The organism is Polynucleobacter sp. UB-Piko-W3 (genome assembly GCF_018881635.1).
Classification (GTDB): Bacteria; Pseudomonadota; Gammaproteobacteria; order Burkholderiales; family Burkholderiaceae; genus Polynucleobacter.
Genome location: NZ_JACVPY010000004.1, coordinates 116,623 through 139,382, shown reverse-complemented (window position 1 = coordinate 139,382; position 22,760 = coordinate 116,623). Strand labels below are relative to the sequence as shown.

General features: G+C 45.0%; 22 protein-coding genes. 8 read left to right on the top strand and 14 right to left on the bottom strand.

Annotated elements, in window-relative coordinates:
* Nucleotides 1-96 precede the first annotated feature (96 nt).
* Complete coding sequence (locus tag ICN31_RS10065; protein WP_216261113.1) at nt 97-1,062, top strand: squalene/phytoene synthase family protein; 966 nt, start codon at nt 97-99, stop codon at nt 1,060-1,062.
* A gap of 2 nt (nt 1,063-1,064) precedes the next feature.
* On the opposite strand, the gene ICN31_RS10060 is transcribed toward ICN31_RS10065, so the two are convergent.
* Entirely contained in the window at nt 1,065-1,577 is a 513-nt protein-coding gene (locus tag ICN31_RS10060) for a methylated-DNA--[protein]-cysteine S-methyltransferase (protein ID WP_216261112.1), read from the bottom strand.
* A gap of 118 nt (nt 1,578-1,695) precedes the next feature.
* On the opposite strand from ICN31_RS10060, the gene ICN31_RS10055 reads away from it, so the two are divergent.
* Genes ICN31_RS10055 through zapD form a run of 6 tightly spaced genes read left to right on the top strand, consistent with a single transcriptional unit; the run spans nt 1,696 to nt 7,003 of the window.
* Nucleotides 1,696-2,985, top strand: coding sequence for an HlyC/CorC family transporter (locus ICN31_RS10055; protein ID WP_216261111.1), 1,290 nt, complete (start codon nt 1,696-1,698; stop codon nt 2,983-2,985).
* Nucleotides 2,982-4,061: a GspE/PulE family protein gene (locus tag ICN31_RS10050; RefSeq protein ID WP_216261110.1), complete on the top strand. Its 1,080-nt coding sequence runs from the start codon at nt 2,982-2,984 to the stop codon at nt 4,059-4,061. The genes ICN31_RS10055 and ICN31_RS10050 overlap by 4 nt, the downstream gene beginning before the upstream one ends.
* Nucleotides 4,052-5,098 (top strand): type II secretion system F family protein, encoded by a 1,047-nt coding sequence (locus tag ICN31_RS10045; protein WP_216261108.1) that lies wholly within the window; start codon nt 4,052-4,054, stop codon nt 5,096-5,098. The genes ICN31_RS10050 and ICN31_RS10045 overlap by 10 nt, the downstream gene beginning before the upstream one ends.
* Nucleotides 5,098-5,598, top strand: coding sequence for an A24 family peptidase (locus ICN31_RS10040; protein ID WP_216261106.1), 501 nt, complete (start codon nt 5,098-5,100; stop codon nt 5,596-5,598). Before ICN31_RS10045 ends, ICN31_RS10040 begins: the two co-directional genes overlap by 1 nt.
* Nucleotides 5,553-6,239 (top strand): dephospho-CoA kinase, encoded by a 687-nt coding sequence (gene coaE / locus ICN31_RS10035; RefSeq protein WP_216861450.1) that lies wholly within the window; start codon nt 5,553-5,555, stop codon nt 6,237-6,239. The genes ICN31_RS10040 and coaE overlap by 46 nt, the downstream gene beginning before the upstream one ends.
* An 11-nt stretch (nt 6,240-6,250) precedes the next feature.
* The gene (gene zapD, locus ICN31_RS10030) at nt 6,251-7,003 is read left to right on the top strand and encodes a cell division protein ZapD (RefSeq protein ID WP_216261104.1); all 753 of its coding nucleotides are present in this window, start codon (nt 6,251-6,253) and stop codon (nt 7,001-7,003) included.
* Here the strand turns inward: zapD and mutT are convergent.
* Genes mutT through secA form a run of 4 tightly spaced genes read right to left on the bottom strand, consistent with a single transcriptional unit; the run spans nt 7,000 to nt 12,363 of the window.
* Nucleotides 7,000-7,416: an 8-oxo-dGTP diphosphatase MutT gene (gene mutT / locus ICN31_RS10025; RefSeq protein ID WP_216261102.1), complete on the bottom strand. Its 417-nt coding sequence runs from the start codon at nt 7,414-7,416 to the stop codon at nt 7,000-7,002. The genes zapD and mutT overlap by 4 nt on opposite strands.
* Before the next feature lie 14 nt (nt 7,417-7,430).
* Nucleotides 7,431-8,288 (bottom strand): ATP-binding protein, encoded by an 858-nt coding sequence (locus ICN31_RS10020; protein ID WP_216261100.1) that lies wholly within the window; start codon nt 8,286-8,288, stop codon nt 7,431-7,433.
* Nucleotides 8,289-8,302: 14 nt separating this feature from the next.
* On the bottom strand, nt 8,303-9,538 hold the full coding sequence (gene argJ / locus ICN31_RS10015) for a bifunctional glutamate N-acetyltransferase/amino-acid acetyltransferase ArgJ (RefSeq protein ID WP_216261098.1): 1,236 nt from the start codon (nt 9,536-9,538) through the stop codon (nt 8,303-8,305).
* A 59-nt stretch (nt 9,539-9,597) separates the two neighbouring features.
* Nucleotides 9,598-12,363: a preprotein translocase subunit SecA gene (secA, locus tag ICN31_RS10010; RefSeq protein ID WP_216261096.1), complete on the bottom strand. Its 2,766-nt coding sequence runs from the start codon at nt 12,361-12,363 to the stop codon at nt 9,598-9,600.
* A 24-nt stretch (nt 12,364-12,387) separates the two neighbouring features.
* Here secA and ICN31_RS10005 point away from each other — a divergent pair, with 24 nt between their 5' ends.
* Nucleotides 12,388-12,918, top strand: coding sequence for a hypothetical protein (locus ICN31_RS10005; RefSeq protein WP_255531001.1), 531 nt, complete (start codon nt 12,388-12,390; stop codon nt 12,916-12,918).
* 21 nt (nt 12,919-12,939) lie between these two features.
* Here ICN31_RS10005 and lpxC read toward each other — a convergent pair whose 3' ends face one another.
* From lpxC to ftsW, 9 genes are all read right to left on the bottom strand, one after another.
* Entirely contained in the window at nt 12,940-13,854 is a 915-nt protein-coding gene (gene lpxC, locus ICN31_RS10000; protein ID WP_216261094.1) for a UDP-3-O-acyl-N-acetylglucosamine deacetylase, read from the bottom strand.
* A gap of 49 nt (nt 13,855-13,903) precedes the next feature.
* Nucleotides 13,904-14,404: a peroxiredoxin gene (locus ICN31_RS09995; protein WP_216261092.1), complete on the bottom strand. Its 501-nt coding sequence runs from the start codon at nt 14,402-14,404 to the stop codon at nt 13,904-13,906.
* A 111-nt stretch (nt 14,405-14,515) separates the two neighbouring features.
* Nucleotides 14,516-15,856: a cell division protein FtsZ gene (ftsZ, locus tag ICN31_RS09990; RefSeq protein ID WP_216261090.1), complete on the bottom strand. Its 1,341-nt coding sequence runs from the start codon at nt 15,854-15,856 to the stop codon at nt 14,516-14,518.
* Between the two features lie 47 nt (nt 15,857-15,903).
* A complete protein-coding gene (ftsA, locus tag ICN31_RS09985; protein WP_216261087.1) occupies nt 15,904-17,133 on the bottom strand; it encodes a cell division protein FtsA in 1,230 nt (409 codons plus the stop codon).
* A gap of 9 nt (nt 17,134-17,142) precedes the next feature.
* On the bottom strand, nt 17,143-18,000 hold the full coding sequence (locus ICN31_RS09980; protein ID WP_216261085.1) for a cell division protein FtsQ/DivIB: 858 nt from the start codon (nt 17,998-18,000) through the stop codon (nt 17,143-17,145).
* Nucleotides 17,997-18,968, bottom strand: coding sequence for a D-alanine--D-alanine ligase (locus ICN31_RS09975; protein WP_216261176.1), 972 nt, complete (start codon nt 18,966-18,968; stop codon nt 17,997-17,999). The genes ICN31_RS09980 and ICN31_RS09975 overlap by 4 nt, the downstream gene beginning before the upstream one ends.
* 34 nt (nt 18,969-19,002) lie before the next feature.
* Nucleotides 19,003-20,439 (bottom strand): UDP-N-acetylmuramate--L-alanine ligase, encoded by a 1,437-nt coding sequence (murC, locus tag ICN31_RS09970; RefSeq protein WP_216261083.1) that lies wholly within the window; start codon nt 20,437-20,439, stop codon nt 19,003-19,005.
* Entirely contained in the window at nt 20,436-21,509 is a 1,074-nt protein-coding gene (gene murG, locus ICN31_RS09965) for an undecaprenyldiphospho-muramoylpentapeptide beta-N-acetylglucosaminyltransferase (protein WP_370624334.1), read from the bottom strand. The genes murC and murG overlap by 4 nt, the downstream gene beginning before the upstream one ends.
* A complete protein-coding gene (gene ftsW, locus ICN31_RS09960) occupies nt 21,506-22,741 on the bottom strand; it encodes a putative lipid II flippase FtsW (protein WP_216861454.1) in 1,236 nt (411 codons plus the stop codon). The genes murG and ftsW overlap by 4 nt, the downstream gene beginning before the upstream one ends.
* Between the last annotated feature and the right edge of the window lie 19 nt (nt 22,742-22,760).

The following is a 22,760-nucleotide window of genomic DNA, read 5'->3' as shown; positions in this document are numbered from 1 at the left end:
TGAAATTATATGGCCATGTCAACTTTGCTAGTAAGGGAATTTATAGCTATTTAGGGCACCCTACTCTGACATAATTCAAGGGTGAATTTACCTCAAATGAGCCTTAGCGAGAACCCAAGCACAGATCTGGCTTACCAAAAAGCCATTTTGGGCTCCGTCTCCCGCACCTTTGCTCTCACTATTCCGCTGTTGCCTCCCATGATTGAAAAAGTGGTGGGCAATACTTATTTGCTGTGCCGGATTGTGGACACCATTGAAGATGCAGCAGATTTAAGCCCAGAGACTAAACAAAAGCTTTCTCAACTATTTTTAGATGCAGTTCTGGAAAAATCATCTGTTGAGTCTTTTGTAGAGCCTTGCCTTAGGGCGCTAGATCAGTATGGCAATCTAGATGAGTTAGATCTCATTGCCCATACCCCAACCGTTTTACGTATTTTGCATACTTGCTCAAAAGATGATCAAGCAGCAGTGAGTCGTTGCATCTCCATCATGTCAGAGGGCATGTCTTATTTTCATGGCAAACAGACTCAGGTAGGTCTAAAAGACTTAAGCGAATTTGAGAAATATTGTTATGTTGTTGCGGGTGTAGTAGGAGAGCTTCTCACCACTATTTTTAGTAATCACTCGTCTGCATTTGCAAAGAGTATGAAGGGTCACGATGAACTTGCTGTTGCTTTTGGCCAGGCCCTGCAAATGACCAATATCCTCAAAGACTCCCCCGAAGATCATGCACGCGGCGTATCTTGGAAGCCAGCCAATATCAGCGAGAAAGAGCTTTTAAAGATTTCCTATCAGAAGCTCCAAGACTCCTTAAGTTACATACTCCTCATTCCAAAAACAGAACTTGGAATGAGGCGCTTTTGTTTCTTGGCTTTTGGCTTAGCAGTAATGACACTCTCAAAGATAGCCAAGCGAAACGAATTTAGCAACAAAGATGAGGTAAAGCTTAGTAGAAAAACAGTAATGGCCTTTTACACTTTTACAAAATTTTCTGTGAAGAGCGATGTACTCATGCAGACTTTTTTTAGAATGTTTTCTCAATCGCTCAGAAAAGAAATCTGAACTTACAGCGCGCCTTCGTGCTTTAAAAGCCATAATTTGATTTGACGATATAGGCCAGGCGCATCTTCTTTCATAAACCCACCAATTCCTTGCGCAGAAACTACTCGATGACAAGGTGCGATTAAAGGATAGGGATTAGCGCCACAGGCTGTGCCCACTGCACGTGGGCCGCTCTTAATCTGGCTTGCAATCTCGCCATAGGTTTTAGTTTTACCAACCGGTATCGTCTGAATGTTACTCCAAACTCTTTTCTGATGATTGGTTCCTGATGGCTTTAGGGGCAAATCAAATGGATGATGCGGATTTTGGAAGTAGGCCTTGAACTGCTTTTCCGCCTCTTTTGCCAATTGATTTTTAGGGCTTACTAGGGCAGCGGTAGCAGGTAGATACTCAATTCTAGACAACATCAAACTACCATCAACCAACTCAGTCAAAATCCCCAAACCCCCAAAAGGGGCTGCAATGACGCAATATTGAGCGCTATCTGAGGCAGCTTGTTTTTTGATTGGGGTCATAGAAAGTGATTCTCACATAATTAAACACTGAAGACGACACTACTTTCTTTCATATCTATAGCTTGCGAAATGCCACTTTGCTATATTGATTCATTCTTACTTTTTGCAGGCAGACATCATGGACACCTTTTTTGACGATTGGCCTTTTTATAGCCAAGTTGCTCTAGTCCTCTTTTTACTAGCTCTTTCTGGCTTTTTTTCAATGGCCGAAACCAGCATGCTTTCATCGAATCGTCATCGCCTACGCGCCATGGCTAGTAGTGGCAATAAAGGGGCTGCCTTGGCAGAGCGACTCTTAAAGCGGATTGATTCGCTTTTATCAGTTCTCTTAATTTCCAACAACCTGATTAATACTATCCTACCGATTCTGGTAACGGGAATTGCACTGCATATCTTTGGAGATAGTGGGCTCGTACTTTCCTTGGCTACTTTAGTGGTTGCTTTGCTCATTATTATTTTTAGTGAAATTACTCCGAAGGTCATAGGAGCAGCTTTTCCAGAAAAGATTGCTTCTCGAGTCGGCTGGTTTATTTTGCCGCTGACTTTTTTCTTAAAACCCTTACTGTGGTTTATTAATAGCTTTGTATCAGGGCTGATGAGGGTCTTCGGCCTGCAATCCTCCTCAGATAGCAGAACTATGAGTAAAGAAGAATTACGTAGCTTGGTTCTGGAATCGAATCGCTTCGTATCAAACCATCATCGCACTATTTTACTGAACTTATTTAACTTAGAAAATATTACGGTTGATGATGTAATGACCACAAGATCAAAAATTGAAATTTTGGATCTTGCGCGGCCGATTGATGAAGTTGTTCAACAATTAGAAACCTGCTATCACAATAAGCTACCAGTCTGCGATGGTGACTCTGAACAAATTGTTGGCATCCTATCCGTTAAGAAGGCCTTGTCACTATTGGGTGATACAGACCTGAAACATCAAGACTTTAAGGCCCTATTAAATGAACCTTATTTCATCCCGAGTGGGACGCCAGTTTTACAACAAATGCAATTCTTTCAAGACAATCAACAACGCTTAAGTCTGGTCGTCAATGAATATGGTGAAGTCCTGGGTTTAGTCACCTTTGAAGATATCGTGGAAGAGCTCATTGGCGAATTCACAACCTCTTTTTCTAATCTTTCAACTGATCCCCAATGGCTAGCAAATGGTACCTACCTAGCCAGTGGTACTGCATCTCTAAGAGATCTCAATCGCTTACTCAATCTCAATCTGCCTTTAGATGGCCCTCGCACTTTAAATGGTCTGATTCTAGAAAAGCTCGAGGCAATACCGGATCACGATGTCAGCTTACGAATTGCAGGCATTGTGATGGAGATTGTGCAGTTTGATGAGCAAGGCGTAAAGACTGTCAAACTCTATCGACCCACCCTCGCTCAAGAGCAAGATTGAGCAACACCCAAGATGACTCACTCATTATTCGTACCTGGCATGAAATCGCAATTAATGCGCTGGAATCTAGGGCGAGTGATATTCATATTGAAGCTGGATCACAGGCTACTTTAGTCCGTATTCGAGTGGATGGCTTGCTACAAGTGCAAGCGCAATTTGAGATTGCACTTCATGAGCGATTAATCACTCGCATCAAGGTATTGGCACGACTTGATATTGCTGAAAAACGCCTCCCTCAAGATGGCCGACTCTTAATTGGGCCTGATTTTTCCAAACCCAATGTTGACTGCCGAGTTTCAGTCATTCCGACACTGCATGGAGAAAAAGCAGTAATCCGGATTTTGCCCAATTGCATTAATGATCTTGCTATCGAACAAGTTGGCTTACTTCCAGAACAGTTAGTAATATTTCGGAACGCTCTCAATCAAGCCAATGGTCTGATATTGGTGACTGGTCCTACCGGTAGCGGCAAAACTAGAACGCTCTATAGCTGTTTGCGCACACTGAATCAAAGTCATCGCAATCTTTGTTCTATAGAAGACCCCATTGAAATTCGCCTACCTGGAGTAAATCAAGTAGCCTATCACCCTCGTTCAGGCTTAGATTTTCCGACAATCATCCGTGCCCTATTACGGCAAGATCCAGACATCATCATGATTGGTGAAATTCGAGATAGCGTTACCGCACAGCTTGCCATACAAGCAGCGCAAACTGGCCATCTTGTCTTAAGCACGCTACATACCCGCAACGCTAGAGGTGCACTCACTAGATTAAAAAGTTTAGGTATTGACCAAGAGTCTCTCGAATGTTGCTTGCGTAGCGTCAGCTCGCAACGCTTGGTTCGCAAAATATGTCCACAATGTTTGGGTCAAACTATTGAAGAGGCTAGCTTATGCCCTGTCTGTAAGGGCGCTGGTAGCTATGGGCGTATTGGGGTACATGAAGTCTTGAGTGCAAACCATTTGTTTGATCCATCCTTAAAGCATCCAAGCATGTATGAGGCTGGCCTTCATTACGTCAAGACAGGCTTGATTCAAGAAAGCGATTTACAGACTGAGGTCGGTACATGGCACTAAGTAAATCTGATCAACTGACTTTTGCACAACAGCTCCTATCACTGTTAACCGTTGGTCTCCCACTCTTAAATGCCATGGAGCTCATACTTACCTCTAGCCCAAAGCAATGGCAACGCTGTTTAAATAATTTATGTGAGCAGTTAAGGCAGGGGCAAAGCTTTTCTCAAGCTTTACTATTACAGAGAAACCAATTTTCAGCAGAATTTATTAATCTCATTCGGGTTAGTGAGCGCACCGGAAATATTGAACTGGCACTACAAACTATTTGTCAGCAGCTTGAGGCGCAAATTGAATTGCGCCGCAAAGTACAGCAGGCTTTAAGTTACCCCACCATCACTCTTGCCAGCTCTTTTCTGCTAATTCTGGTCATGATGATTTGGGTTGTACCCGTATTTAAAGATGTTTTTGCCCACTTTCAGGCTGAATTACCAGTGCCAACCAAAGCACTCATTCAAGCATCTACCATCATTGAATATTTTTTCTTAGAAATAAGCGCCCTTCTAATTAGTAGCGCTGGATTATTTCTGATCGCTTGGCTCAAAATACCGCGCCTTCAGAAAAAATGTGACCAACTGATTTTTTGCATTCCGATGTTGGGTAAATTGTTTCGCCTAGCAACCCTGACCTACTGGTGCAGAACCTTGGGGCATTTATTAGAGTCAGGCTTAGCTCTTCCCGATGCGCTTCGCGTGACTGCGCAATCCTCCAATCATTGGCTTAGCCATGACTTTAGTGCTGAAGTATTCAAACACCTTGCTAGGGGCTGGCCACTGGGTGATGCGCTGATCCGCGCTGACCCTAAACATGTTTTGTTTGATATTGAAACCTTACAATTGCTGAGAATTGCTTCGGAAAGCGGAACTCTTCCTCAGATGCTAGGCAAAAGAGCAAATACACTAGGCGCCCAGCTCAGTAATCGCCTTAATACCTTGAGTCAAAGCTTAGAGCCCTTGCTGATTATGTTTGTTGGGATTGTTATTGGTAGTCTTGTCATAATCTTATATCTCCCAATCTTTAATTTAGGACAGATTGTGTAATGGGCTCTATAGCACTCATTGACCTTATTCGGCTTTTGTTAATTTTTGTATTGGTCTATTTGGCCTACATTGATTTACGGACCTTTCGATTGCCCGATCTCATTACTCTGCCCCTCATCTTTATAGGCCTTTGTTTTAACAGCTTCTCCAACCTACAATTTGTAGGTCCGCAAGAATCTATCCTTGGCGCCCTGCTTGGCTATCTCTTCCTATGGCTACTGAATCGCATCTATCGATATCTAAGACAGCAAGATGGTGTTGGCATGGGTGATGCCAAGCTTTTGGCTGGTCTAGGCGCCTGGCTCGGCTGGCATGCTCTGCCCGGCATCCTGTTCATAGCATCAGCCTTGGGAATCATTGGCGGAATGCTTTGGCTTAGGCTACATAAACAAAAGCATGGCTCACCATTTCCTTTTGGGCCATTTCTGATCTTTGCTGGCATCATGGAGTTGTTATGGCCCCAGCTGCTCCAACACCTACTCCTGAGCAATCCGACTTAAGCCTACTGAAGGGACACATCCCCCTGATTGGCTTAACCGGTGGAATTGGCTCTGGTAAAACGGCCGTTAGCGACTTACTGGCAAAGCTTGGTGCTGGCATCGTAGACACAGACCTCATTGCCCACCAAATAACAGCGCCTCATGGAGCCGCAATCGCGCCGATTGAAAAGCAATTTGGTCCAGACTTCATTACAGCCGATGGGGCACTCCATAGAGATAAGATGCGTTCCTTAGTCTTTACCAAGACCGAAGCCAGAAAATCCCTAGAAGCGATTACCCACCCACTGATACGCCAAGAAACTCTCAGACAAGCCCTGGGTTTAAGTAAAAAGGGTGTTCCATACCTAGTATTCGTTGTGCCTTTGCTAGTTGAATCTGGCTCCTGGCTCAAGCTCGTTGATCGTCTAGTCCTTGTGGACTGCCCCAAAGAGACCCAAATTCAAAGAGTGATGCAGCGCAGCAATTTACCCCGAGAAGAGGTTGAACGAATTCTGGCGGCTCAAGCGACCCGAGAAGAGCGCCTCAAGCATGCCGATGTGGTGATTGAAAATCAGGGAAGTCTGAGGGACTTAGAAGTAGTAGTAGAAAACTTGCACCAAAAAATCTTACGGTTTCAGAAAGACAAGTCCAGTTCGTCATAGAATATGGGCTTGTGATTGTCTACGAATACCCATTTAACGAATTAGTCCGAAGCATGCTTCGGCTGGAGTATTTGTTCGCCCGTTTCAATCACTTCCTTCGCTCAGATGATCCAGAGCTTCACCATAACGCCATCGCTATTTTGTTTGATCTTGGTGATATTGGTGCTAGGGGTGATATCAAGTCTCTATTACTCAAAGAGTTTGAGCGGCAAAAATATAATCTCAACGGCCTCAAGTCATCACAGAAGGTAGATCAAGAAACCCTATCCCAAACTCTTTCTGAACTTGATGCTGTTGCCAGCAAGGTTAACAGTTCTACCGGTAGACCTAATTCAATGATTACTGAGAGTGAATGGTTAAATGCGATTCGCACTCGACTCAATATTCCTGGCGGAACAAGTCCAATTGATTTGCCTAGCTATCATGCTTGGAAAAATAGCCCTTCGACTGAGCGCCGAAAACTTTTAGAAGGTTACATCAGTCCACTTCTACCTTGGCAGGAAGCATGTCAATTATTTTTGCGCCTATTACGTCAATCAGGAGAAGCAAAAGATGTGCTGGCTCACAATGGCTCATTTCAGCAAGCACCTTCTGGCAAGGTATATCAATTAATGCGCATTACATTGGAAGATGACGCTCTCTTTTCAGAAATCAGCGCCAACAAATATCTACTCTCAGTAAGATTCCTCAAGGCCGATCGAGACAAAAAAGCACAGCTTGTTAATGCAGATGTGCCATTTAAGCTAACGCTTTGCCAGTTCTAAGCTAAAGACCTTCGAAGGCACTCTAGCATTGGCCAGGCGGCCGGCAGCAAGGGGCCAACACTCGGGGCCTGTGCACTAATCGACTCCCAAGATAAAGCTTGTCCTTCACGCCCTATAGGCGCGCCCTTCCAATCACGGATGATGCTAACATATAAACGAACATAAGCATGTGGATAGTCATGCTCTAAGACTGTTAATTCTTCGCTAGACTGAACATCGATACCAAGCTCTTCTTGAAGTTCACGCTGTAGAGCCTGAAAAACAGTTTCACCTTTTTCAACTTTTCCACCGGGTACTTCCCAGTAACCAGCGTATGGCTTACCTTCAGGCCTTTGACCTAAAAGATAGCGATTTTCTGAATCTAGCAATATCCCTGCAGCAACGACAGTAACCGGGCGATTCATTTCATTCATAGAAATAAATCATCTTAGGTATGTGAGCCTGCCCAGTGTTTAGCAAATTGCCATGCAACCCGACCAGAACGTGAGCCGCGCTCCAGCGCCCAAACTAGGGCTTCTGAACGTGCAGATTCAACTTGCGCTGCACTTAAACCAAAATGACTTAACCAATGCGCAACGATCGCTAAATACTCATCTTGCTTCGGTGGATAAAAAGAGAGCCACAAGCCAAAACGCTCAGATAAAGAAATCTTTTCTTCCACCACTTCGCCTGGATGAATTTCGCCATCATCGCTATAAGCATAACTTTCGTTATCCTTCATGTATTCAGGCAATAAATGGCGGCGATTAGAAGTGGCATAAATCAAAATATTATCAACTTGGGCAGAAACAGAGCCGTCTAGGGCTGATTTCATTGCTTTATAGCCTGATTCCCCCTCATCAAATGACAAATCATCGCAAAAAATAATAAAATATTCAGGGCGCTCAGCCAAGATATCAGTAATATCAGCCAAGTCTGCTAATTGCTCTTTCTCAACCTCAACTAAACGCAAGCCTTGAGCAGCAAACTCATGTAAGCTCGCCTTAATCAAAGATGATTTACCTGTCCCCCTAGCGCCAGTAAGCAAAATGTTATTGGCTGGTTTTTTCTGAATGAAATTTTTAGTATTGTCCCGAATGGCATCCCGCTGTCGGTCAATATTCTTTAGGTCTTCAAAAGTAATGTCTGAGACATGCTTAACAGGCTGCAAGAAACCAATGCTACCAAAAATACTATCGCGGCGGCGCCATCTAAATGCAGTAGAAGAATCCCACTCCTTCTCAGTTAAGGGTTTTGGCAGAAAAGTTTCAAGATGATTTAAGAGTTGCTCTAATTTTTCATTCATATTGTTCTTAACTTTTAAGAGCGGTAGTCGGCGTTAATTGAAACGTATTCATGTGATAAGTCACATGTCCACATTGTTTGAGCAGCATTACCGCGCCCTAAATCAATCTTGACAGTAATCTCAGGGGCCTGCATCACTCTTTGGCCATCAACCTCTTGATAGCTTGGATTGCGGCCGCCATCTTTAGCAACCCAAACATCACCAAGCCACATTTGCACGCGACTCACATCTAGATCGGCAATACCTGCATAACCAATCGCTGCCAAAATACGACCCAAATTTGGATCGCTTGCAAAGAAAGCGGTTTTTACTAAAGGTGAGTGAGCGACAGCTTTTGCAACCAAACGGCATTCTTCCTCAGTCTTACCTCCAAGCACTTCGATGGTGATGAATTTCGTAGCACCTTCGCCATCACGTACAATCATTTGCGCTAACTTTCTAGCCAGAGCAATCAAGGCATCACGTACCGCCACATAACTTGGGTCTGTAACTGTCTGAATCTGTACTGCAGATTGACCGGTTGCGATAACAATGAATGAATCGTTCGTTGAGGTATCACCATCGATCGTAATGGCATTAAAAGAAAGATCAGCGATTTCACGAGTGAGATTACCCAATAAACCTGGTGCAAAACCTGCATCACTTGCAATAAAGCCCAACATGGTCGCCATATTTGGATGAATCATCCCAGCGCCTTTGCAAATACCGGTAATCACTACTGGCCCCGCTGGCGTTGATACCGTCATTGAAGTTGCCTTAGGCTGAGTATCGGTAGTCATAATGGCCTGAGCAGCATCAAACCAATTATCTTCACCCAGACTTGAAACTGCTTTTGGCAAAGCGCTAATCAGTTTTTCAATTGGTAAAGGCTCCAGAATCACGCCAGTTGAAAATGGCAGAATTTGTTCTGGATTCATCTTGAGCTCTTTGGCTAGAGCGGCACAAGTTTCGAGAGCATGTTTCATACCTGACTCGCCAGTTCCAGCATTTGCATTACCAGTGTTCACCACTAAGGCACGAATTTCTCCATTACGACCCTCTTGCGCTAAATGCTCACGGCAAATCTGTACGGGCGCAGCACAAAATCGATTGAGGGTAAAGACGCCAGCAAGCTGAGATCCAGGAGCTAAGGTCATTACTAACAAATCTTTACGATTTGCCTTCTTAATTCCAGCTTCGGCAATGCCCATCTCAAAACCCTTAACGGGCTTGAGATCAGCTTTTTGGGGGAGGGGTAGATTAACTGTCATAGTCTGACAATTGTAGATGAGGGTTTAAAGGGGTGCTAACGAATCCCTTTAAGGTGGTTCTAGCTTAAGGCGCCGCAGCAATTCTTATATTTTTTGCCGCTACCGCAAGTACAAGGGTCGTTACGACCAATCTTTGGTCCTGTTCGCACAGGTGCAGGCAAAATCTCAATCGCATCACCACGATCACCGGTTGAGCCAGCTACTTCTTTATCAGGATCCGCATGTTGATATTGGACATCGGCTAATTTAGCCAAATCATCATTCATCGATTCAGCAGCTTGATCTAATTCGCTAGCGCTTCTGATCTTGACCGTCATGATGTTTTTCACAACATCATTTTTGATAACACTCAGTAACTCGCCGTATAGTTCAAAAGCTTCGCGACGATATTCTTGTTTTGGATCTTTTTGAGCATAGCCTCGCAAATGAATGCCTTGACGCAAATGATCTAGTGCTGCCAAATGCTCACGCCAATGGGTGTCAAGACTATAGAGAAGCACAGAGCGCTCAAATCCAGCAAAAGACTCTCGACCAGATAGATCAACCTTAGCGTCATATTCATCTTTTGCCGCTTGCAGTACGCGATCAACAATCTCTGTGTCATCCGCTGTCTCAGCATTTTCAATCCAATTCCGCAAATCGATCGTTAAACCCCAGTCGTTTGCTAAGGCATTCTCAAGCCCAGCCAAATCCCATTGCTCTTCCATAGATTCAAGGGGAACATAGAGGGAGCAAACTGAACGTAAGACATCTTCACGCAAATTGGCAATTAAGTCACCAATATCTTTACTTTCGAGAACTTCATTTCTTAGGCGATAAGTTTCTTTACGCTGATCGTTCGCAACGTCGTCGTACTCCAATAACTGTTTGCGAATATCAAAGTTACGACCTTCAACTTTACGCTGCGCTGACTCAATCGAACGAGTCACCATACCGGCTTCAATTGGCTCGCCATCAGGCATCTTCAGTCGTTCCATGACAGAGCGCAAACGATCGCCGGCAAAAATACGCAAGAGCGAATCATCTAAGGAGAGATAGAAGCGGGAGGAACCTGGATCGCCTTGACGGCCAGAACGTCCTCTTAACTGATTATCAATACGACGACTTTCGTGACGCTCTGTACCAATGATGTGCAAACCACCAACAGCAAGAACATGATCATGAATTCCTTGCCACTCATCTTGCAGCGCCTTAATCTTGCTTGCCTTTTCTGCATCAGATAGAGCGGAGTCGGCTTGAATTAAGGCGGATTGTTTACCTACATTGCCACCAAGCACAATATCCGTTCCGCGGCCAGCCATATTGGTAGCAATGGTAATCATTTTTGGACGGCCCGCTTGCGCAATAATTTCCGCCTCACGTGCGTGCTGCTTAGCGTTCAAAACCTGATGCGGTAATTTACGCTGGTCTAGTAATTTCGCTATCAACTCCGAGTTTTCAATCGAGGTGGTACCCACCAATACTGGCTGACCACGCTCATAGCAATTCTCAATATCTTTAATGACGGCGTCATAACGCTCGCGAGAAGATTTAAAGATTTGATCTTGACGATCTTTGCGCTGACTAATTCTGTTAGGTGGAATGACTACTGTTTCAAGGTTGTATATCTCCTTGAACTCATATGCTTCAGTATCAGCAGTACCTGTCATACCAGACAACTTGCCATACATGCGGAAGTAATTTTGAAAAGTAATCGTGGCAAGGGTCTGATTCTCATTCTGAATCGCGACACCCTCTTTCGCTTCAACTGCTTGGTGCAAACCATCAGACCAACGGCGACCCTGCATTAATCGACCAGTGAACTCATCAACAATGATGACTTCTTTATTTTGCACAACATAGTGTTGGTCTCGGTTATACAGACAGTGCGCACGCAATGCTGCATAAACGTGATGCATCAAGGTAATATTTTGTGGGGCATACAAAGACGCACCATCATTTAAGGCGCCCAACTGCACTAAGATTTCTTCAGCTTTATCGTGACCCCGTTCGGTCAAATAGACCTGCTGTGACTTTTCATCTACCCAATAATCTCCAGGTTTCTCAACTCCAGTGCCATCTGCCTTTTCTTCACCAATTTGACGCTCTAAATAAGAAGGAAGCGCATTGATTTTGATGTAAAGATCGGTGTGATCCTCGGCCTGGCCAGAAATAATCAGCGGTGTACGCGCTTCATCAATCAGAATGGAGTCAACTTCATCAACGATCGCATACGCCAAACCACGTTGTACACGCTGATCCAAGTCCTGAACCATGTTGTCGCGCAAATAGTCAAAACCAAACTCGTTATTAGTACCGTAGGTAATGTCTGCTGCATAGGCTTCTTGCTTGGTCTTGTGATCCATCTGAGATAGATTGACGCCGACCTTCATGCCCAGGAAGTTATACAAGGTAGACATCCATTCGGCATCACGCTGCGCCAAATAATCATTTACTGTGACAACATGCACACCGTTACCAGTTAAGGCGTTTAAATAGACTGGTAGTGTTGCCGTTAAGGTTTTTCCTTCACCTGTACCCATCTCAGCAATCTTGCCTTGATGCAAGGCGAGGGCACCCATAATCTGCGCATCGAAATGTCGCATCTTCATGACACGAACACTAGCCTCCCGAACCACCGCAAATACTTCTGCAGAAATATCTTCTAAAGTCTCTCCTGCAGCTAGACGAGCTTTAAACTCGCCTGTTTTAGCAGCAAGCGCAACATCATCCAAAGATTGCAGGCTTGCTTCAAAAGCAGCAACCTTGGCAACGACTTTGCGATACTGTTTTAAGAGGCGGTCGTTACGACTGCCGACCAGGGTTTTAAGAAGACCGATTACCATGGGATATTGAATAAAATGAAGTCTTTGAGTTTATCACTCGCAACCCCATTTTTTATGAACTTTGCCCCTAAACCGTCTCGCAACCATTCTGCCCATGACTGGATGGAATACCTACGCGAATCTAATGGTCTTGGCGGTATTCTGGCTAAAACAGAGGATCTAGCCAAACTCAAGGCTAAGCTCTTTTTGGCCTTAGAGTCGCTAGATATGGGGCACTTGAGCCCAAAAATTGAAGTTGGATGGCGCTCAGGGGCTCAAGAAGAGCTTTTTTTTCTGGTTGGCAGCGCCAGTATTGGAACTCGCCTACAGCAATTTTTACCTAGTTTAATCAATGAGTTAGGAAAAATTGGACTTCATTGCAAGGCCATTAAAGTCAAAGTTAAGCCGACCTCCTCAGACTGGGAAGTGAAGCCAAGACAAAACTTCAAAAATATCCCTCCTAGAGGCTTGAATCCAGTGGCAAAAAAGTCATTGCAAGAACTCATTGAAAAACTTCCGCCAGGCTCTGAGCTGCGAAGTGCGGTTGAGCGCCTTCTACAAAATAAATCTAAATAACTAAAGAATTTTTAACCCACTCTAGAAAAAGAGTGGTTGGCTCTCTTGAGAATAGGCTGCTGGAGCCTTGGCTTCCGAGAAACACTCGATGGCATAAGAGCTTGGGTCCTCTAAAAGCTTACGCAATAGAGCGTTATTGAGGGCATGGCCTGATTTCTCAGCTACATAAGCCCCCACAATGGGGTGGCCTACCAAATACAGATCCCCAATCGCATCCAAAATTTTGTGACGCACAAACTCATCTTCATAACGCAATTCTTCGTTATTCAAGATGCGGTGCTCATCTAAAACAATCGCATTGTCCAAACTGCCGCCGCGAGCCAGGCCCATCTCACGTAAGGCCTCTACTTCATGGGCAAAACCAAAAGTGCGTGCACGACCAATTTCACTTCGGTAAGCATGCTCTGCAAAATCTACAATAAAACGTTGGCCAGTTTTATCTACTGCCGGATGTTTAAAGTCAATTGTGAAATCTAACTTAAATCCAAAGAAAGGTTCTAAGCGCGCAAGCTTATCGCCCTCGCGCACTTCAACAGGCTTCTTAATCACAACATACTGACGCGCTACATCTTGCTCAACAATTCCAGCCGATTCAATTAAAAATAAGAACGAAGCAGCGCTACCATCCATGATGGGCACTTCTTCATCGTCAAGCTCAATCAATAAATTATCCAAACCAAGGCCAGCACAAGCAGATAGCAAATGTTCGACGGTTGAGACGCGCACACCATCCTTCTGAATAACTGATGCAAGCCTGGTATCGCAGACAGCTAAAGCAGTGGCGGGAACTACCGACTGCTCTGCAGTATCAATACGGACAAACTGAACCCCTGAATTTGCCGGTGCAGGCTTAATAGAAATGGTCACCTTGCGGCCAGAGTGCAAGCCAATGCCAACAGTTTTCACTGTAGTGGCAATTGTTCTCTGTTTCATCATGGTGATGTCTCTAAATTCAGGGGGGTATTAGCTAATGACTTAGTACGAATTACAGTTTTTTCAAAATAGATGCAGCATCACTCACCTCAAACTTACCAGGAGCTTCGCGATCTAAAGATTTCACTACCCCGTCCTCAACAATCATGGCATAACGATCTGAGCGCATACCTAAACCACGAGCAGTCAGGTCCAGCTCTATACCCATCTTTTTAGTGAACTCGCCACTACCATCACCCATCATGCGAATCTTTTTGCCAACTTTTTGATCGCGGCCCCAAGCGCCCATAACGAAAGGGTCATTCACAGAAATACACCAGATCTCATCAACACCTTTTGCTTTAATCGCATCATAGTGCTCAACATATCCAGGTACATGCTTTGCAGAGCAGGTTGGCGTATATGCGCCAGGCAATGCAAAGATCACAATTTTTTTGCCAGCGACAAGCTTCTCAACTTCAAAGGCATTTGGCCCCAAGGAGCAGCCTTCGCTCTCTTCATTAAAAAATTCATAAAGAGTAGCGTTCGGTAATTTTTGTCCAACAGTAATCATGACATCTCCAATAAGTAATTGTTAGTAAGTATGCCAACGCAAGCGCAGGATTCGTCGTCCGGAGGGTCGCCGCGCTGGCATTTCGCAATTACCTATTGTATTGAGGTTTACTTAGTCTGCTTGTTTACGTAAAAAGGCTGGGATTTCATAGTAATCAGCCCCTTTATCCAACATGGATTTGGCCTGAGGAGAGCTATCAGCACCTAAAGTTGGTGCTGGAGAGGCCTCACGGGTACTTCGGAATACCCGCGGCAAATCATATTGACTGTAATTAACGGCACTACTAGCTGCTGGCGCTGACATTGCTGGTGTAACGCCAGAACTAGTCGAGGCTATGCCTGCACTAACACTCATCACTGAATCCAAGCCTACCTTGCTCATAGCAGCAGAAGCGCTAGTAGGGGCAAAAGTATTCAGGTCAGCCATTGTTGGCATTGCATCACTAGTACCAGTAGCCTGTCTCCACACTACTTCTGGCTGATGGTTGTGACGGGCCTGCGGATTATTCAAGCCAGTAGCAACTACAGTCACGCGCAATGCATCGCCCAAGCTTTCGTCATACACAGTGCCAAAGATCACAGTTGCATCATCAGCAGCATAGCCACGAATGGCGGCCATGACTTCGCGAGTTTCAGATAATTTCAATGAACGGTTGGCAGTAATATTCACCAATACGCCACGCGCTCCAGATAAATCAACGCCCTCTAGTAGTGGAGATGCAACCGCAGCTTCAGCAGCCAAACGAGCACGATCCATACCAGAAACGGTTGCTGTACCCATCATGGCCTTACCTTGCTCGCCCATCACAGTCTTCACATCTTCGAAGTCAACGTTGATCAAACCTTGAACATTGATGATTTCTGCAATACCAGAGACTGCGTTATGTAATACATCATCAGCACAAGCAAAGGCCTTATCAAACTCAGCATCTTCACCCATCACTTCAAAGAGCTTTTCATTGAGAACAACAATCAATGAGTCAACATAAGCCTCAAGCTCTGCAGCGCCATTTTCTGCAACTTTTAAGCGCTTTACGCCCTCAAAATCAAATGGTTTGCTGATAACGCCAACAGTTAAAATACCCATTTCTTTGGCCACTTGAGCAACGATTGGGGCTGCACCAGTACCGGTTCCACCACCCATGCCAGCAGTGATGAACACCATGTGAGCACCTTGCAAAGTATCAGCGATACGAGCACGCGCCTCTTGCGCAGAAGCTGCGCCAATTTCAGGTTTTGCACCAGCACCTAATCCGCTAGAGCCCAGTTGCAAATTCACAGATGCCTCAGAACGCTGTAAGGCGCCAGCATCGGTGTTCATGCAAATGAACTCTACTCCATTCACTCCGCGACGAATCATATGCTGGACAGCATTGCCACCAGCCCCACCGACTCCAACCACTTTAATAATGGTTTTGCCAGCTGTATCTTGATCTAACATTTCAAATTCCATATACCCTCCTAGGTAAATAACTTACTACATTGACGACGACGAAAAACTTAAAAATTTCCTGCAAACCATTCCTTCATGCGCGACATCACTCCTTGCAGCGCACCTGATTGAGAAGCACGACGACCACGCAAAAATTGCGCTTGGCCTTCCATTAGCAAACCAATGCTAGTAGCGTATCTAGGACTACGAAGAACTTCATGTAAGTGACCACGATATTCAGGTGTACCAATTCGAGCTTGTCTCAAAAAGACTTGTTCAGCTAGCTCAACCATGCCCGGCATTAGTGAAGTTCCACCAGTGAGCACAATTCCGGAAGAAACCATATCTTCATACCCAGAATCACGCACTACACCCCTCACCAAAGTAAAGAGTTCTTCAACACGTGGCTCAATCACAGCGGCAAGTGCTTGCTTAGACATTGGACGTGGCTCACGGTCTCCCACCCCAGGAACATCAATCATGGCACCTGAATCAGCCATTTCTTGGCGTGCTATTCCATGTGCAATTTTCAAATCTTCCGCATCAATCGTTGGCGTCCGCAATGCCATTGCAATATCGTTAGTAATTTGATCGCCTGCAATTGGAATCACTGCTGTATGACGAATTGATCCTTGGAAATAAATGGCGATATCTGTAGTACCCCCGCCAATATCAACCAAAACAACACCAAGTTCTTTTTCATCATCGGTGAGGACGGCTAAGCTTGATGCCAAAGGCTGCAAAATTAAATCGTTGACTTCTAAACCGCAACGACGGACACATTTCACAATATTTTGTGCGGCACTGACAGCGCCAGTCACGATATGAACTTTCACCTCTAAACGTAAACCACTCATGCCGATGGGTTCACGCACATCCTCTTGGCCATCGATAATGAATTCCTGGACTAGGATATGCAAAATTTGCTGATCGGTTGGAATATTGATCGCCTTAGCTGTTTCTAATACACGCTCAACATCACCCGCAACTACTTCTTTGTCACGTATTGCAACCATACCGCTCGAGTTAAAGCTCACAATATGATTTCCGGCAATGCCAGTAAAGACTTGAACAATCTGTCGATCAGCCATCACTTCAGCCTCTTCTAGCGCCTTCTGAATCGACTGAACAGTTGCCTCAATATTGACGACGACACCCTTTTTTAAACCCTTAGATGTTGTTTGTCCCACGCCAACTACATTGAATTGACCATCAGGAGTTAACTCTGCTACCAAAGCAACTACCTTGGAAGTTCCAATGTCTAAACCCACCAGCAGGTCGCGATTATCTTTGCTCATTCACATTCCTCATTGCTTCAACTCACTTTTCTTTCCATCTAGGTCATTCTTTTTCATACTTCCAGAAGCAAGATGCACTGCAAAACCATTTACATAGCGTAGATCTACTGCATCAATTCGATTTGCCCATTTCTCTTGTACTTGAGGCCAGTACTTAAATAGGCGTGCAATCCGTTCCTCAGTTAAGTTCTTATCAGAGCTTTCTTCATCACGTCCAAATTCCACCTTGATTCCATTGGATAACTTGACATGCCAGGCATAACGTTCAGTTAATGCCAGACTCACGACTTCAGCATTCCAAGGTTTAAACCAGTTATTGGCCTTTTCATAAAGACTCATCACTTCTTTACTAGCATCATCTGGACCCGAAAAATCTAGTAGGTGTTTGTCATCCACAATCTCTGAAACACGACCGGCAAATAGTTCGCCATGTGAATTCATTAAAGTACTGCTGCCCTCTCCACCCCAAGTAGCAAATGGCCTTTGCTCTTCAATATTGACAATCAATCCATTGGGCCAAACTCTACGGACATTAGCGTGTCGTACCCAAGGCATACTCTCGAAACCCCGTTTCACATCCTCTAAACGCACACTAAAGAAATTGCCTTGCACGGTTTCTATTACCTGACGCTTCACGAGGGATTTATTAACATGCTGAAGTGTTTGACCAGCAACAGGCTCCACCTGAATTTGCTTCAAAGTGAACACAGGCCTCTGACTTAACCAAACCAAGACTCCAACTACGACCATCACAATGAGGCAGCGCATCAAGAAACGACTAAGCTTTTGCATGCGCTCAGCATGGTTCCAAAGAGGAGACATGATGACAGAGAAGATATCTCCGAATCGGTCTAGAAGCGTACTCATGCAGTAGCGCCCTCTTTATGTTGCATGGTTTGATTGAGTAACCACAAGACCAAGTCCGCATAACTAACCCTAGCAGCTTTAGCGGCCATTGGCACCAAGGAATGTGAAGTCATACCTGGTGAAGTATTCATCTCCAGTAAGTAAGGTTTGCCAGTTTTTTGATCTAGCATCACATCAGCACGGCCCCATGTACGGCAACCCAAAGCTCTATAGGCAGCTAAAGCCAATGCTTGAACGCGCTCATTGACCTCAGGAGCAAGCCCAGTGGGGCACAAGTATTGGGTTTCATTTGAGAAATACTTATGATGAAAGTCGTAATTGGCTTGCGGTGGAATAATTTTAATAACCGGCAATGCTTCTGCTGTGTTGCCCTGACCAACTAATGGGCACGTTAACTCATCGCCCACAATGCAAGTCTCAGCAATCACTTTTTTATCTAATCCTGCAGCAAGTCCATAGGCAGTAGGTAACTCATCTACAGACTTCACCTTAGTTAAGCCAAGTGAAGAGCCCTCATGCGCTGGCTTAACAATTAGAGGCAGTCCTAATTTTTTAACGACTGCATTCCAGTCACTATCTGCAGTAAGCTCTTCAAACTCTGGAGTTGATAAACCGTTGCTTAGCCAAATTTGTTTGGTTGCAATCTTGTCAATTGCTAAGGCAGAGGCCAATACACCGCTACCGGTATAAGGTAGATTCAATAAATCCAATAAACCTTGAATCGTTCCATCTTCGCCATAGCGACCATGCAAAGAAATAAATACGCGATCAAATTTTTCTTTTGCTAGCTCTGTTGGACAACGCAAGCCTGGATCAAATGCATGCGCATCCACGCCTTTAGAGAGCAAAGCCTCCAAAACTCCATTACCCGACATCAGAGATATCTCTCGCTCACCAGAACGGCCGCCTAATAGTACCCCAACGCGCCCAAGTGATTTGATATCCAACTTGGATAGCTGAGACTTCACGCGATCACCCCACGCACCAAGGCTTGTATCTAACTTAGACACTCTTTGCCTCCGCCAAGGTATGCGGCAACGCCGATATTGATCCTGCACCCATCGTAATTAAGACATCGCCATCTTTTAACACCTGCGATAACTTTTCTGGCATCTCAGTAATGTTGGCTGCAAAGGCGACCGCAGCAGAATTTAAGGAGCGCTTTGCACCCTTCTCTTCTGCAAGCGCCGCCTTCATCAAACTCTTACCGTCTGCACCTGGAATCTTTGCCTCACCGGCTGGATAAACTTCGGTTAACACCAAAGAATCAAAGTTTCTGAGGACCTGTACAAATTCCCCAAAACAATCCCGTGTTCTGGTGAATCGATGAGGCTGAAACGCCAATACCAAGCGACGATCTGGGAAGGCACCACGAGCAGCGTCTAAGGTTGCCGCCATCTCTACTGGATGATGCCCATAATCGTCGATTAATGTAAAACTGCCTCCAGAGGCCAAGGGGATTTCACCATAACGCTGGAAGCGACGGCCAACACCGCTAAATTCAGAGAGTGCTTTGGTAATAGCCTCATCGCCAACACCTAGTTCTGTAGCAATACCAATTGCAGCTAAGGCGTTACGTACATTGTGCAAACCAGGCAAGTTCAGTGTCACATTTAAAGTTCCAGGTTTATTGCCATGCCTGCGAACGGTGCGACGATCTACTGTAAAGTGCATGCGCGTGCCATCGGCGCGAACATTACTAGCTCTGATATCTGCATCTTCTGATAACCCGTAACGTAACACGGGCTGAGATACAAATGGAATGATGTCGCGCACATTAGCATCATCAATACATAACACTGCTACCCCATAAAAAGGCATACGCTGAATAAATTGCACGAAGGCTTGCTTCAATCTCGCCATATCATGCTGATAGGTATCCATATGATCTGCATCAATATTGGTAACTACTTCCATGGCTGGGAAAAGCTGCAAGAATGAGGCATCAGATTCATCCGCTTCGACCACGATGAAATCTCCGCGACCTAAGCGGGCATTAGCACCTGCAGAATTCAACTTGCCACCAATGACAAAGGTTGGATCAAGGCCGCCTTCAGCTAGCACAGAGGCGACTAAGCTGGTTGTGGTAGTTTTACCGTGTGTGCCAGCGATAGCAATACCTTGTTTTAGGCGCATTAACTCACCCAACATCACCGCCCGCTGAATCACCGGAATCTTAGCTGCGCGCGCTGCTAGAACCTCTGGGTTATTTCCGGCTACAGCAGTAGAAATCACCACCGCTTCTGCAGTACCAATATTCTTAGGATCATGGCCAATATGAATGACTGCGCCTAACTCCTTTAAGCGCTTGGTTACTACACCTTCAGCCAAATCAGATCCAGATACTTGATAACCTAAATTCAGCAACACTTCAGCTATGCCGCTCATGCCGGCACCGCCAATGCCAATGAAATGGATTTGCTGCACGATATGCTTCATACGCCCACTCCTGCACAATCAGCGCAAACCTCAGCCACCCGCAAGGTTGCATGTGGTTTAGCTAAAGCGTGCGCACGCAAGGCTATTTCTTTAAGGTCCGCACGATTAAAATTTTGAATCATCAATGCCAAATCTTGTGGATTGAGATTTTGCTGTGGCAATAAAATAGCTGCATTTGAATCAGCTAAAAATTTTGCATTAGCAGTTTGATGATCATCAATTGCGAATGGAAAAGGAATTAAGCAAGAGGCAACGCCACAAGCAGCTAGCTCTGACACCGTCATTGCTCCGGCACGGCAAATCACAAGGTCTGCTTGTGCGTACGCAGAGGGCATATCATCAATAAAGGGAAGAACCTCAGCCTCAACCCCTAAATCAGCATAGCGCTTTTGTAAGTCAGCCAAATGCTTATCACCTGCTTGATGAATGACCTTAGGGCGCGCATCTTTAGAAATCAATTTCAATGCTGCGGGAATATTTTCATTTAAAGCGGCCGCACCTAAACTGCCACCCACCACCAAAATAGATAAAGGGCCTTGACGCCGCTCGTAACGCAGAGCTGGTTTTTGCATGTGATCAAATTCTTCGCGAATCGGATTGCCTACCCACTCAGCATTCGCCATCGTATTCGGGAAGCCGGTTAATGTGCGCATTGCAATTCTGGCAAGGGCTTGATTAGCGCTGCCAGCTACAGAGTTAGCTTCATGCAACACTAAAGGACGCTTTAATAATTTGGTTACTAAACCGCCAGGGAAGGTAATGTAACCACCCATACCTAAGACTACAGATGGTTTTAAGCGTCGCATGATCTTCCAACTCTGAAAACAAGCGCGTATCAAATTCATTGGCAGCATTAATTTAGCCTTGAGCCCTTTGCCACGTAAACCGCCAAACTCAATAGCCTCAAATGGAAAATCACAAGACTTCACTAAACGGTATTCCATACCATTTTGATTTCCTAGCCATGACACATTCCAGCCACAGATCCGCAAATATTCAGCGACAGCAAGACCTGGGAAGATATGCCCACCAGTACCTCCAGCCATCACCAATATTGAGGGTTTTGTCACAGCTTCCCTCCGCGCATCAAAATACGATTCTCATAATCAATCCGCAGCAGCATTGCAACCGCAATGGTATTCATCAAAATTGCGGATCCACCGTAACTCACTAATGGCAATGTCAAACCTTTAGTTGGCAACAGGCCTAAGTTCACGCCCATATTGATAAAGGCTTGCCAACCAATCCAGATAGCCACACCCTTAGCTGCAAGACCAGCAAAACTCCGATCTAATTGCAAAGCGGTACGCCCAATTAAGAAGGCACGTCGTACGATCCAGTAAAACAAGAAAATCATGACAACTACACCAACAAAGCCTAGCTCTTCCCCAATCACCGCCATGATGAAATCGGTATGTGCTTCAGGTAAATAATGTAATTTTTCTACGCTGCCACCAAGACCAGTGCCAAACCACTCACCGCGGCCAAAGGCCATCAAGGAATGGGTTAACTGATAAGCTTTATTAGCTGCGTTATCTGCCTGCCATGGGTCAACAAAAGCCATAATTCGTTTTTGTCTAAAAGGAGAGAGTGCAATAATCGTGACTGCACTGGCAACTCCAACAGCAATCAAGCCACCAAATAGCTTGGCATTAATGCCGCCCAAGAACAGAATGCCAAATGCAATTAAAGCGACTACTATGAATGCGCCCATATCAGGCTCAGCCATCAGGAGGCCACCAACTAAGGCAACCGCAATACCCATTGGCAGCATGCCCTTAACAAAAGAGTGTAAATATTCTTGACGTTGAACTGTGTAGCTTGCTGCAAAAATAATCGCTGCAAATTTCATTAACTCAGATGGTTGGAAGTTCATTAAGCCCAGCGGAATCCAGCGCTTAGCCCCGTTGACGCCTTTGCCAACACCTGGGATTAAAACTGCAATTAATAGCAGTACAGTAAAACCAAAAATCAGAGGGGAATAACGATCCCACATCTTGGTTGGAATATTAAACACTGAAATACCTACAACAACAGCAATAGCTAATGAGATTAAATGGCGAATCAAAAAGTAGTTACTACTGTAGTTGGCATATTTAGGACCATCAGCCAAAGTAATAGATGCTGAGTACACCATTACCAAACCAATCAACATAAGGGAGAGAGCTGCCCATACAAGCAATTGATCGTATTCCATCATGCGTGAGCGAGTTTGCTCAACACCGGATACCGCATCTCTCAATCCAGTACGGAAGTTATCAATACCACCTCGAGAAAAATTCCAGAACCGATCTAAGCCCAAGCGGTTATCAGGAAAAAAC